The organism is Pseudomonas sp. B5(2017) (assembly GCF_002112825.1).
Classification (GTDB): domain Bacteria; phylum Pseudomonadota; class Gammaproteobacteria; order Pseudomonadales; family Pseudomonadaceae; genus Aquipseudomonas; species Aquipseudomonas putida_Z.
On record NZ_NEIR01000021.1, the window covers coordinates 60,480 to 73,769 of the forward strand.

Consider the following 13,290-nt stretch of genomic DNA (forward strand, 5'->3'; position numbering starts at 1 on the left):
CGATTGTACTCAAGCTTAGGCGAAACGCACGGGGTTTTTGCGAATGGGAATGGATCCAAATGGAAGACGCTATACGGCCTCGCAGGAATGCACTCTCTTTTGTGGGAGCGGCCTTGTGTCGCGAAAGGGCTGCGAAGCAGCCCCAGCAATATCAGCCATTGTGCCGAGAACCTGGGGCCGCTTTGCGGCCCTTTCGCGACACAAGGCCGCTCCCACAAAGCACTGCCAATATTTCAGTCCTGCTCGGCAAACGCCTGTTCCGCATCCCAACCACCACCCAGCGCGGCAACCAGCTGCACGCTTGCCACCAGCCGCCCCTGCAGCAGGTTCAACACACTGCGCTCGTTGCTCAGCGCCGTGGTCTGCACGTTGACCACATCCAGGTAGCCGATCAGCCCGGCGCGGTACTGGTTCTCGGTCAGGCGCAGCGACTCGCGAGCGGCATCCAGTGCCTCCTGGCGCACCACCGCCTCATCGCCATACACCTTCAACTGCACCAGCAGGTTTTCCACTTCCTTGAAGCCGTCGAGCACGGTCTGGCGGTACTGCGCCACGGTCTGGTCATATACCGCCACCGTGCGGTCCACCTCGGCACTGCGCTTGCCGGCGTCGAACAAGGTCAGCGCCAGCTGCGGGCCTACGGACCAGTAGCGGTTGGGCAGTTCGATCCAGTTGCTGAAGCTGCTGCTGGAGTAACCGCCACTCATGCTCAGGCTCAGGTCCGGGAAATACGCCGCCCGCGACACGCCGATGTTGGCGTTGGCAGCCATCACGTTGCGCTCGGCCGCAGCGATGTCCGGGCGTCGCTCCAGCAACTGCGAAGGCAATGCCACCGGAATTTGCGGCAGCGCCGGAATGGCCTTGCTGTCGGCCAGGGCGAAGTCCGCCGGGGCCTTGCCCAGCAACACGGCAATGGCGTTCTCGAACTGCGCGCGCTGCCAGATCAGGTCGATCAGGTCGGCCTGGGTGCTCTTGAGCTGGGTACGCGCCTGGGCCACCGCATCCGGGCCGGCGACGCCGGCGCGGTACTGGTTTTCGTTCATCCGCAGGGAACGCTCATAAGCTGCCACGGTGGCTTCCAACAGGCGCTTCTGCTCGTCGATCACCCGCAACTGCAGGTAGTTCTGCACCAGTTCCGACTGCTGGCTGAGGCGGATCGAGGCCAGGTCGGCCAGGCTGGCTTCGGCACTGGCTTCGTTGGCATTGAGGGTTTCGCGCAGTTTGCCCCACAGGTCGATTTCCCAGCTGACGCCGAGCTGGGCGTTGTAGGTGTTGCGAATGCCGCTGCTGTTGTTGGACAAGCTCGAGCTGGAGCTACCGGTGCCCTGGGCCGAACGGTTCTTGCCGACGCTCAGGTCCAGGCTAGGGAACAATGCCGCCCGGCTGCTGCGCACCAGCGCCTGGGCCTGGCGGTACTGGGCCTCCGATTGCGCTACGGTCTGGTTGCTGCGGTTGAGCTCTTCGACCAGCGCATTGAGCCCGGCATCGCCGTAGATTTCCCACCAGGCGCCGCGGGCGATGGCATCGGACGGCGTGGCCTGGGTCCAGCCTTCGGCATGCTTGAACTGCGCCGTGCTGCTCAGCTCCGGGCGGTGGTAGTCCGGGCTCAGGGTGCAGGCGCTGAGCAAGGCGACGCACAACCCGGCGCCGAGCAGGCGCGAGCCACGCCCGCGGGTCAGCGTCTGCAGGGCGCGGTGAAGTGGGGTCTGGGCAAAAGTCATAGCGGGGTTTCCAGGGCGGCGTCGGTGCGCACGCCACGCCAACGGTTGAAACGGTGACGCAGGCGGTCCAGGTACAGGTAGACCACCGGTGTCGTGTAAAGGGTGAGGATCTGGCTGAACACCAGGCCGCCAATGATGGTCAGGCCCAGTGGCTGGCGCATTTCCGCGCCTTCGGCGCGGCTCAGCAGCAGCGGCAAGGCACCGAGGATGGCCGCCAGGGTCGTCATCAGGATCGGCCGCAGGCGCAGCAGGCAGGCCCGACGGATCGACTCTTCCGGTGTCAGGCCCTGGTGGCGCTCCAGCTGCAAGGCCAGGTCGATCATCAGGATGGCGTTCTTCTTCACCACGCCGATCAGCAGGAACAGCCCCAGCAGCGAGATCAGGCTGAACTCGCCGCCGGTGACGTACAGCGCCAGCAAGGCACCGACGCCGGCCGAGGGCAGTGTCGAGAGGATGGTCAGCGGGTGAATGTAGCTTTCGTAGAGGATGCCCAGCACCAGGTAGACCAGCACCAGCGCGCCAAGGATCATCAGCGGCTGGCCTTCCTGGGTCTTGGCGAAGGCATCGGCGGTACCACCAAGCTTGGCGATCACTTCCTCGGGCAAGCCCAGCTTGGCCACCGCACGCTCCAGCGCCGCCATGGCCTGGTCGGGGCTGTAGCCTTCGGCGACGTCGAAGGCGATGCTTTCGGCGGCGAACTGGCCTTCGTGGCTGACCCGGTCGTTGGCCAGGCTGTTCTCGTAGTGGGCGATGCTCGACAGCGGTACGCGGGCACCGTCGGCGGTAATCACCTGTACCTGCTCGAGGGTGCTCGGGTCCCAGGCGTACTTCGGGTTGATCTCCAGCACTACCTGGTACTGGTTGAGGCTGTCGTAGATGGTGGAGATCTGCCGCTGGCTGTAGGCGTTGTTCAGCACCGTGGTGACCATGTCCATGTCGATGCCCAGGCGCTTGGCCTGGTCGCGGTCGACCACCAGGGTCACCTGCTGGGTGCCGGCACCGTCGCGGGCGTCGATGGCAGTCAGTTGCGGCAGTGCACGCAGCGCCGCCACCACTTTCGGGAACCATTCGCGCAGGGCCGTCAGGTCACCGCTCTGCAGGGAGTACAGGTACTGCGAAGAGGTCTGGTCGCGCCCCCCGCCGCCCAGTTGCAGGTCCTGGTCGGCCATCAGGAACAGGCGCCCGCCGGGTACCTTGGGCATTTCCTTGCGCAGGCGCTCGATCACCTTCTGCGCGTCGATCTTGCGCTCGTTGATCGGTTTCAGGCGCACCAGCACCATGGCGTTGTTGGTGCCGCTGTTGCCGCCGATGAAGCCGGCAACGCTCTGCACTGCCGGGTCGGCCAGCAAGGCGCGGCGGTAGATTTCCATTTTCGGCTGCATCACGCTGAACGACAGGCCGTCGTCGCCACGGATGAAGCCCATCAGCTGGCCGGTGTCCTGCTGCGGCATCAGCGTCTTGGGCACCACCACGTACAGGGCGATGTTGATACCGATGGTGGCCAGCAGGCTGATCAGCGTCAGGCGCTTGTGGCGCAAGGCCCAGCCCAGGCTGCGGTCATAGGCATCGACCATGCGCTGGTGCAGCTGGTCGCTCCAGCGCTGCAGGCGGTTCTGCTCGGCCTGGTGCGGCTTGAGCCAGCGGGCGCACAGCATCGGCGTGAGGGTCAGCGACACCACCAGCGACACGATGATCGCCGCCGCCAGGGTGATGGAGAACTCCTGGAACAGGTTGCGCACGATGCCGCCCATGAACAGGATGGAGACGAACACCGCCACCAGCGACACGTTCATCGACAGCAAGGTGAAACCCACTTCCTTGGCACCCAGGAAGGCCGCCTTCATCGGCGGTTGGCCGTCCTCGATGTGCCGGGAGATGTTCTCCAGCACCACGATGGCGTCGTCTACCACCAGGCCGGTGGCAAGAATAAGCGCCATCAGCGACAGGTTGTTGAGCGAGAACCCGCACAGGTACATGACTGCGAAGGTGCCCACCAGTGACACCGGCACCGCCAGGCTGGGGATCAGCGAGGCCCGCAGGCTGCCGAGGAACAGGTAGACCACCAGGATCACCAGCACCACGGCGATCAGCAGGGTGTGCTCGGCTTCCTTGAGGGTTGCCTTGATCACTGGCGAGCGGTCCATGGCCACGTTCAGTTGCACGCTGGCCGGCAGCAGCGATTGCAGGGCCGGCAGCTGCGCCTTGATCTGGTCGACCGTTTCGATGATGTTGGCGCCGGTCTGGCGGTTGACCACCAGCAGCACCGCGCTCTGGTCATTGAAGAAGCCGCTGTTGTAGCGGTTCTCGACGCCGTCGGTGATGGTCGCCACGTCGGACAGGCGCAGGATGGTGCCGTTCTGCTGGCGGATCACCACGGGCTCGTAGTCCTTGGCGCTTTCCAGCTGGTCATTGGCACGCACCTGCCAGTTGCGCTCGGAATCCTCGACAAAGCCCATCGGCCGGCGCTGGTTGGCGTTGGACACCGCAGTGCGCACTTCATCCAGCGACAGGCCGTACTGGTTGAGCAATTGCGGCTCCACGGCAATGCGCACCGCCGGCAACGAACTGCCGCCGATCTGCACCTCCCCTACCCCGGGCACCTGGGCCAGGCTCTGCGACAGGATGGTGTCGGCCAGGTCGTACAGCTGGCCCTTCTGCAGCACGTCCGAAGTCAGCGACAGCACCATGATCGGTGCCTGCGACGGGTTGATCTTCTTGTAGGTGGGCATGCTGCGCATACCGCTGGGCAGCAGGTTGCGGGTGGCGTTGATCGCCGCCTGCACCTCGCGCGCCGCACCGTCGATGTCGCGGCCCATCTCGAAGCCGATGATCACCCGTGTGGAGCCCTGGTTGGAGCTGCTGGTCAGGGTGGTCACCCCGGCAATGCTGCCCAGCTTGCGCTCCAGCGGCGTGGCCACGGTGGAGGCCATCACTTCCGGGCTGGCGCCGGACAGGTTGGCCGACACCACGATCACCGGGAAGTCCATCTGTGGCAGCGGCGCCACCGGCAGCAGGCCGAAGCTGACCCCGCCCAGCAGCATGATCGCCAGGCTCAACAGCATGGTCGCCACCGGGCGACGGATGAAAGGACCGGACAGGTTCATGCCTCGGCCTGCTTCACGTCAGTGGCCGGGCGCCAGCGGCGGGCCAGGCGGTCGAAGTACAGGTAGATGACCGGGGTGGTGAACAACGTCAGCACCTGGCTGACCAGCAGCCCGCCGACCATCACCAGGCCCAGCGGCTGGCGCAACTCGGCGCCGGAACCGGTGGCGAGCATCAGCGGCACGGCGCCGAACAGCGCGGCCAGGGTGGTCATCAGGATCGGCCGGAAGCGCAGCAGCGCCGCCTGGTAGATGGCATCGCGCGGGCTCATGCCCTGCTGGCGCTCGGCCTCGAGGGCGAAATCGATCATCATGATCGCGTTCTTCTTGACGATGCCGATCAGCAGGATGATGCCGATGATGGCGATCATGCCCAGGTCGTTGCCGCTGATGAGCAAGGCCAGCAAGGCGCCGACCGCTGCCGACGGCAGGGTCGAAAGAATGGTCACCGGGTGGATGTAGCTTTCGTACAGCACGCCCAGCACGATGTACATGGTCACCACCGCCGCCAGGATCAACAGCAAGGTGCTCGACAGCGATGCCTGGAAGGCCTCCGCCGCGCCCTGGAAGCGGGTTTGCACGCCCAGCGGCATGCCGATGTCCTTCTGCACCTGCTCGATCACCTGCACCGCCTCGCCCAGCGAAGCGCCGTGGGCCAGGTTGAACGACAGGGTCACCGCCGGGAACTGGCCGATGTGGGAAATGGCCAGCTGGGCCTGGCGCTGCTCGATGCGCGCCAGCGCCGACAGGCGCACCTGGCCGCCATCGGTGGCCTTGACGTGGATCGACTCCAGCGCCTGCGGGCCGATCACCGCCGCATCCTGCGACTGCAACACCACGCGGTACTGGCTGGCCTGGGTGTAGATGGTCGAGATCTGGCGCTGGCCGAAGGCGTCGTACAGGGCGTTGGTGATCTGCGACACGCTGATGCCCAGGCGGCTGGCCATGTCGCGGTCGATCACCAGGTACACCTGCAAGCCCTTGTCCTGCAGGTCGCTGGCCACGTCGGCCAGTTCCGGGCGCTGCTGCAGCGCCTGCACCAGCTTGCCGCTCCACTGTGCCAGCAGGTCGGCGTCCGGCGACGACAGGCTGAACTGGTACTGGGTACGGCTGACCCGGTCTTCGATGCTCAGGTCCTGCACCGGCTGCATGAACAGGCGGATACCCACCAGCCGGTCGACTTGCGGCTGCAGGCGGTTGATCACTTCGCTGGCCGTGACATCACGCTCGCCATGGGGCTTGAGGTTGATCAGCAGGCGGCCGCTGTTGAGCGTGGCGTTGTCGCCATCGACACCGATGTAGGACGACAGGCTCTGCACTGCAGGGTCCTGCAGGATCACCTTGCTCAGGGCTTGCTGACGTTCGCTCATGGCGGCGAACGAGGTGGACTGCGGCGCTTCGGAAATGCCCTGGATCACCCCGGTGTCCTGCACCGGGAAGAAGCCCTTGGGCACCACCATGTACAGGAATACGGTGAGCGCCAGGCTGGCCACGGCCACCAGCAGCGTCAGCGGCTGGCGCTTGAGTACCCACTGCAGGGCGCTGCCGTAGTGCCTGATCAGCCAGTCGATCCAGGCGCCACTGGCGCGGTAGAACCGGCCCTGTTCCTCTTCCTTGGGCTCGCGCTTGAGCAGGCGCGCGCACATCATCGGCGTGAGGGTCAGCGATACCACCAGGGAAATCAGGATGGCCACCGCCAGGGTAATGGCGAACTCGCGGAACAGGCGGCCGACCACATCGGCCATGAACAGCAGCGGGATCAGTACCGCAATCAGCGAGAAGGTCAGCGAGATCAAGGTGAAGCCGATTTGCCGGGCGCCCTTGAGCGCAGCCTGCATGGGCGTCTCGCCCTCCTCGATGTGCCGGGAGATGTTCTCCAGCATGACGATGGCGTCGTCGACCACGAAACCGGTGGCGATGGTCAGGGCCATCAGCGTCAGGTTGTTGACCGAGAAGCCGGCCAGGTACATCACGCCGAAGGTGCCGATCAGCGACAATGGCACGGCGATCGACGGAATGAGGGTGGCACTGAAACGGCGCAGGAAGACGAACGTGACCATTACAACCAGGGCGATGGCGATCAGCAGTTCGTGCTGCACGTCCTTGACCGCGGCGCGGATGGTCTGGGTGCGGTCGGTGAGCACCGAAACATCGAGGCCGGCCGGCAGGTTGTCGGTGATCGGCGGCAGCAGGGCCTTGATGCGGTCGACCACTTCGATGACGTTGGCGCCCGGCTGGCGCTGGATGTTCAACAGCACCGCATGGTTTTCATTGGCCCAGGCAGCCAGGCGCTCGTTCTCCGCGCCGTCGACGATTTCCGCGACGTCCTTCAGGCGCAGCGGTGCACCGTTGTTGTAGGCCAGGATCAGGTTGGCGTATTCCTCAGGGGAGCGCAGCTGGTCGTTGGCATCGAGCATCGACACCCGGGTCGGGCCGTCGAAGTTGCCCTTGGGCTGGTTGACGTTGGAGGCGCCGATCAGGGTGCGTACATCCTCCAGGTTCAGACCGTTGGCGGCCAGGGCATCGACGTTGACCTTGATCCGCACTGCCTGGCGCTGGCCGCCGGCGATGCTGACCATGCCCACACCGCTGATCTGCGCGAGCTTCTGGGCCACGCGGGTATCGACCAGGTCGTTGAGCTTGGGCAGCGGCATGGTCTTGCTGGAGATGGCCAGGGTCAGCACCGGGGTGTCGGCCGGGTTGACCTTGTTATACACCGGCGGCGCCGGCAGGTCGCTGGGCAGCAGGTTGCTGGCAGCGTTGATCGCGGCCTGCACCTGTTGCTCGGCAACGTCCATGTTCATGTCGAGGTTGAAGCGCAGGGTCAGCACCGAGGCGCCGCCGGAGCTGGTCGAAGCCATCTGCTCCAGGCCCGGCATCTGGCCGAACTGGCGTTCCAGCGGCGCGGTAACGGCGCTGGTCATGACCTGCGGGCTGGCACCGGGGTACAGGGTCATGACCCGGATGGTCGGGTAATCCACCTGCGGCAAGGCGGAAACCGGCAGCAGCTTGTAGGCGATCAGGCCGGCCAGGACGATGGCCAGCATGCTCAGCGTGGTGGCAACCGGCCGCAGGATGAACAGACGCGAGAGGTTCATGCGCCCGCCTTGCCTGCTGCGCTACCAGGCTGTGCTTTACCGGGCTGCACATCACCAGTGCTTGCCGAACCCTTGGCCTCTTGGCCTTGCAGGTGCTGGCCCGGGGTGGTCGGCACTTGCGAGCTGTCTTCGACCACTTCCACCTTGGTGCCTTCGCGCAGGCGGTCGGTGCCTTCCAGCACCAGGCGGTCGCCGGCCTTCAGGCCCTCGAGAATGACGCTGTTCTCGCCGTCGCTGGCGCCGACCTTGAGCTTGCGGATGTTGACCGTGTTCTGGTCATTGACCACGTAGGCGAAGGAGCCGTCATTGCCGAACTGGATGGCCGCCGCCGGAGCCATGGTCACCTGCTTGAGGGTGTCGGCCAGCAGGCGCACGTTGACGAACTGGTTGGGGAACAGAGCCAGGTCCTTGTTCTCGAAGCGGCCCTTGAACTTGAGGGTGCCGGTGGTGGTGTCGATCTGGTTGTCGATGCTGCCCAGCACGCCGGTGGACTGCAGCTTGCTGTCACTGCGGTCCCAGGCTTCGACCGGCAGGCTGGCGCCGCTGCGGTAGCGTTCCAGCACGGTGCTCAACTCGGTTTCCGGCAGGGTGAAGGCAACGCTGATCGGCTCGGTCTGGGTGATCACCACCAGCGCGGTGGTGTCGTTGGCGGCCACCAGGTTGCCCAGGTCGAGCTGGCGCAGGCCCACGCGGCCATTGATCGGCGCGCGGATCTGGGTGAAATCGAGGTTCAGGCGGGCGTCGTTGACCTGCGCCTGGTTGGTCTTCACCAGCCCCTGGAACTGCGCCACCTGCGCTTCGGCGGTGTCGAGGGTTTGCTTGGCGATGCTGTCTTCGGCGTACAGGCCTTTATAGCGGGCCAGGTCGACCTGGGCGTTCTTCAGCTGCGCCTGGTTCTGCGCCAGGGTGCCTTCGGCCTGTTGCAGGGCGATGCGGTACGAGCGCGGGTCGATCTCGGCGAGCAGGTCGCCGGCCTTGACCTGCTGGCCTTCCTTGAAGTGGATCTTGACCAGCTCGCCAGCCACGCGGCTGCGCACGTTGACGGTGTTGGTCGCGGTGACGGTGCCCAGGGCCTTGTAGTACAGCGGGAAGTCGCCCACCCGCACCGGCTCGACGCGCACCGGCACCGGGTCGCTGGAGCCGCCGAAGCCCGGGCGACCGCCCATCATGCCCATGCCCTTGCCACCGCGCCCGCCACCGGCTTCTTTAGGCGCAGGTGCCGCTGCGGGCCACAGCCACCAGGCCAGTGCAGCCACCAGCAGCAGGATCAGCAGGCCTACGAGCCAGCGACGAGGGGAACGGGAATTGGACGCTTGCATGGGTTGAACGAACCTTGTTCGGAATGACGACTTGGGGAGGATGAACGATAAGCACTGGCATCGTTTTAGCAAAGCGCCTTTACCAGAGGTTTACCTTTGCCTGACGTTGCCAAGGGGTTGAACTTTAAATGAAAACGGCCCGGAACGCGTTCCGGGCCGTTTTCAGGGTGTTGCTTGGAGCGGTGGCGGGCTGAAAGGTTTCGGTTGCCTGTGCCGGCCCCTTCGCGGGCAAACCCGCTCCCACAGGGATATCACAGCTTTTGAAACCTGTGCCGTACCTGTGGGAGCGGGTTTACCCGCGAAGAGGCCGGCACAGGACTCAGCCGACCTACCCCACAACCCTTACTTCAGCACAGCCAGTGCTGCGTCGTAGTTCGGCTCATCAGCAATTTCACCAACCAGCTCGCTGTGCAGCACCTTGTCGTTTTCGTCCAGCACCACCACGGCACGGGCAGCCAGGCCGGCCAGCGGGCCATCGGCAATGGCCACGCCGTAGTTTTCGAGGAACTCGCGGCCACGCAGGGTCGACAGGTTCTTCACGTTGTCCAGGCCTTCGGCGCCGCAGAAGCGTGCCTGGGCGAACGGCAGGTCGGCGGAGATGCACAGCACCACGGTGTTGGCCACATCGTTGGCCTGGGCGTTGAACTTGCGCACGGAGGTAGCGCAGGTCGGGGTGTCGACGCTCGGGAAGATGTTCAGCACCTTGCGCTTGCCGGCGTAGTCTTTCAGCGACTTGTCAGCCAGGCCTTCACCTACCAGGGAGAAAGCCGGAGCCTGGGCGCCGGTTTTCGGCAGTTCGCCGTTGACCTGAACCGGGTTGCCTTTGAGAGTCACTTGAGCCATGACGAAATCCTTATGCGGGGTTTGAAAAGGACACTGAGTTAAGCATGAAGGCGGCCGGGTGCCTATGGGGGCAGGTGAAATTGTTCTGTTGCCGGACAATTCTTGTGGACAAAAAAATGCCCGGGTGGCAACAAGCGACCCGGGCATTACTGTTGCAGATGGCGTATCAGCCCAGCAGGCCGTATACCACCGAGGTCAGCGCAACCAGGCCGACTACCACCACGAACACGTTGGAGGCAGCACCGCTGTACTTGCGCATGGATGGCACGCGGCGAATGGCGTACATCGGCATCAGGAACAGCAGCACCGCGAGGATCGGGCCACCGAGCGACTCGATCATGCCGAGGATGCTTGGGTTGAGGGTGGCGACGATCCAGCACACCACCAGCATCAGCGCGGCGACCACGCGGTCCAGGACCTTGGCGCTCGGGCGAGCACCAGCTTTGGTGATGATGCCCTTCAGGCCTTCGCTGGCGCCGATGTAGTGGCCGAGGAACGACTTGGCGATGGCCACGAAGGCGATCAGCGGTGCGGCGAACGCGATGGTCGGGTTGCTGAAGTGGTTGGCCAGGTACGACAGGATCGACAGGTTCTGCGCCTTGGCCTCGGCCAGCTGGGCGCTGCTCAGGGTGAGCACGCAGCTGAACACGAAGAACAGCACCATCACCACCATCAGCAGGTGGGCACGGCGCAGGATCTGGCCGCTACGCTCATCGGCATGCTCGCCGTAGCGGCGCTTCTGGTCGACGGCAAAGGCGGAGATGATCGGCGAGTGGTTGAACGAGAACACCATCACCGGAATCGCCAGCCACAGGGTGTGCAGGAAGGCCGAGGCCGGTGGCACCTGGGTGGCGCTGTCGAGAATGCCACCGGTCCAGTGCGGCACCAGGTACAGGCCCAGCAACGCCAGGGCGACGATGAACGGGTAGACCAGCAGGCTCATGACCTTGACCGTGGCCTGCTCCCCGCAGCGCACGATGGCCAGCAGGCCGAGGATCAGCACGAACGACAGGATGGCCCGTGGCGGCGGCTCCATGTGCAGCTGGTGCTCCATGAAGCTGGACACGGTGTTGGTCAGCGCCACGCTATAGATAAGCAGGATCGGGAAGATCGCGAAGAAGTACAGCACGGTGATCGAGGCGCCGGCGGTAATACCGAAGTGTTCCTTGACCACTTCGGTGATATCGCCGTCATTGCGCCCGGAAAGGACGAAACGGGTCAGCCCGCGGTGAGCGAAATAGGTCATCGGGAAGGCCAGTATGGCCAGGATCAGCAACGGCCAGAAGCCGCCAAGGCCGGCGTTGATCGGCAGGAACAGGGTTCCGGCGCCGATCGCTGTGCCGAACAGGCCCAGCATCCAGGTGGTGTCGTGACGCGACCAGCTGCCGAGGGTGGCGGGGGTCGATTCTGCAAAGCGTTGTTCAACGCTTGGGGCCTGCTCATTCATTCCGGGTGAAGCTCCACTCGCAAGACTGCAACAGGCTGAGAATGGCGAAATAGACGTTTCGCCCAACTCAACCGAAAAAGGGAGCGCGATTGTGCACGGAAAGGTTGCACTTGCGAAGCCCTTTTCCGAGGAGCGGTTGCACTTGTCTTTACAAGCGGATTGCAACCAGAGGCTGCTGCAGCCTGATCGCCGGCAAGCCGGCTCCCACACCGACCGCGCAGTGCTTGAGCCTTGCGCTATCTCTGTGGGAGCCGGCTTGCCGGCGAAAGGGCCGCAAAGCGGCCCCGTGCGGTGTTACTTCTGGACGGCGGCGAAGGCTTCGGCAACCCGTTGCAGGTTGGCCGGGCGCAGGCCGGACATGCATACGCGGCCGCTGTCGATCAGGTACACGCCGAACTCGTCACGCAGGCGGCGCACCTGCTCGACGCTGAAGCCGGTGTAGCTGAACATGCCGCGCTGGCGCAGGAAGAATTGGAAGTCCTGGCCTGGCAGCAGCACGGCCAGGGCATCGACCAGCGCCTGGCGCATGTCGAGGATACGTTTGCGCATCACTTCGACTTCCTCGGCCCACTGGGCATTGAGGGCGGCATCGCTGAGCACGCCAGCGACCAGCTGGGCGCCGAAGTTGGGCGGGCTGGAGTAGTTGCGGCGCACGGTAGCCTTGAGCTGGCCGAGCACGCTCTGGGCAGTGGCGTCATCGTCGCAGACCACCGACAGGCCGCCGACACGCTCGCCGTACAGCGAGAAGATCTTCGAGAACGAGTTGCTGACCAGGCACGGCACGCCGGCGCGGGCCATTTCACGGATGGCGTAGGCGTCTTCCACCAGGCCTTCGGCGAAGCCCTGGTAGGCGATGTCGAGGAACGGGATCAGTTGGCGTGCCTTGACCACTTCAACCACCTGTTGCCACTGGTGCTGTTCCAGGTCGGCGCCGGTGGGGTTGTGGCAGCACGGGTGCAGCAGCACCACGCTGTTGGCCGGCAGGGTCTGCAGGGTGGCCAGCATGCCGTCGAAGTCCACGCCACGGGTGGCCTGGTCGAAGTACGGGTAGGTGTGCACCTTGAAGCCGGCGCCTTCGAAGATGGCGCGGTGGTTGTCCCAGGTCGGGTTGCTGACCCAGACTTCGGACTGCGGGAAGTAGCGCTTGAGGAAGTCGGCACCGACCTTGAGGGCGCCGGAACCGCCCACGGTCTGCACGGTGGCCACGCGCCCGCCGGTCACGGCTGGGTGATCGGCACCGAACAGCAGTGCCTGGATCGCCTGGCGGTAGCTGGCCAGGCCTTCCATCGGCAGGTACAGCGAGGCTTCGTGGTCCTGGCCGGCGATGCGTTTTTCCACCGCATCCACAGCCGCCAGTTGCGGCACCACGCCGGCCTCATCGTAGTACAGGCCGATACTCAGGTTGACCTTGTCGGCGCGCGGGTCGGCCTTGAAGGTTTCCATCAACGAGAGGATCGGGTCGCCGGCATAGGCATCGACATGTTTGAACACAGCGTGCAGCTCCTTGGATCAGGACAGTTCGAAAAGGCAGCCCTGAGCATACCCGGAGTGCGGGCTCAGGAACATCAACTATTGTGCAAGGTTGTCTATGCAACATTGCATGGCTGAGGATTGGCGCAGGCAGTGAGGGCCTCATCGCCGGCAAGCCAGCTCCCACAGGTATGGACTGCCCCCAAGAAGTTGGACACCAATCCAACCCTTGGGGGATCTATGGGTAAATACACAGAGCAGTTCAAGCTCACGGCTATCACCGCTTACCTA

Annotated in this window: 7 protein-coding genes; all 7 read right to left on the reverse strand. The window is 64.7% G+C overall.

The window, feature by feature from the left end; genetic code table 11:
* Nucleotides 1–233: 233 nt before the first annotated feature.
* Complete coding sequence (locus CAG00_RS25570; protein WP_085665640.1) at nucleotides 234–1,721, reverse strand: efflux transporter outer membrane subunit; 1,488 nt, start codon at nucleotides 1,719–1,721, stop codon at nucleotides 234–236.
* Nucleotides 1,718–4,825 carry an efflux RND transporter permease subunit gene (locus CAG00_RS25575; RefSeq protein ID WP_085665641.1) on the reverse strand — a complete coding sequence of 1,036 codons (3,108 nt, stop codon included), beginning with the start codon at nucleotides 4,823–4,825 and terminating at the stop codon, nucleotides 1,718–1,720. The genes CAG00_RS25570 and CAG00_RS25575 overlap by 4 nt, the downstream gene beginning before the upstream one ends.
* Entirely contained in the window at nucleotides 4,822–7,920 is a 3,099-nt protein-coding gene (locus CAG00_RS25580) for an MdtB/MuxB family multidrug efflux RND transporter permease subunit (RefSeq protein ID WP_085665642.1), read from the reverse strand. The genes CAG00_RS25575 and CAG00_RS25580 overlap by 4 nt, the downstream gene beginning before the upstream one ends.
* Nucleotides 7,917–9,239 carry an MdtA/MuxA family multidrug efflux RND transporter periplasmic adaptor subunit gene (locus CAG00_RS25585; protein WP_085665643.1) on the reverse strand — a complete coding sequence of 441 codons (1,323 nt, stop codon included), beginning with the start codon at nucleotides 9,237–9,239 and terminating at the stop codon, nucleotides 7,917–7,919. The genes CAG00_RS25580 and CAG00_RS25585 overlap by 4 nt, the downstream gene beginning before the upstream one ends.
* A 342-nt stretch (nucleotides 9,240–9,581) precedes the next feature.
* Entirely contained in the window at nucleotides 9,582–10,082 is a 501-nt protein-coding gene (gene tpx, locus CAG00_RS25590) for a thiol peroxidase (protein ID WP_025338839.1), read from the reverse strand.
* Between the two features lie 166 nt (nucleotides 10,083–10,248).
* Nucleotides 10,249–11,529 (reverse strand): serine/threonine transporter, encoded by a 1,281-nt coding sequence (locus tag CAG00_RS25595; protein ID WP_085665644.1) that lies wholly within the window; start codon nucleotides 11,527–11,529, stop codon nucleotides 10,249–10,251.
* A 294-nt stretch (nucleotides 11,530–11,823) separates the two neighbouring features.
* Nucleotides 11,824–13,020, reverse strand: a complete 1,197-nt coding sequence (locus CAG00_RS25600; protein WP_063915003.1) for an amino acid aminotransferase — start codon at nucleotides 13,018–13,020, stop codon at nucleotides 11,824–11,826.
* Between the last annotated feature and the right edge of the window lie 270 nt (nucleotides 13,021–13,290).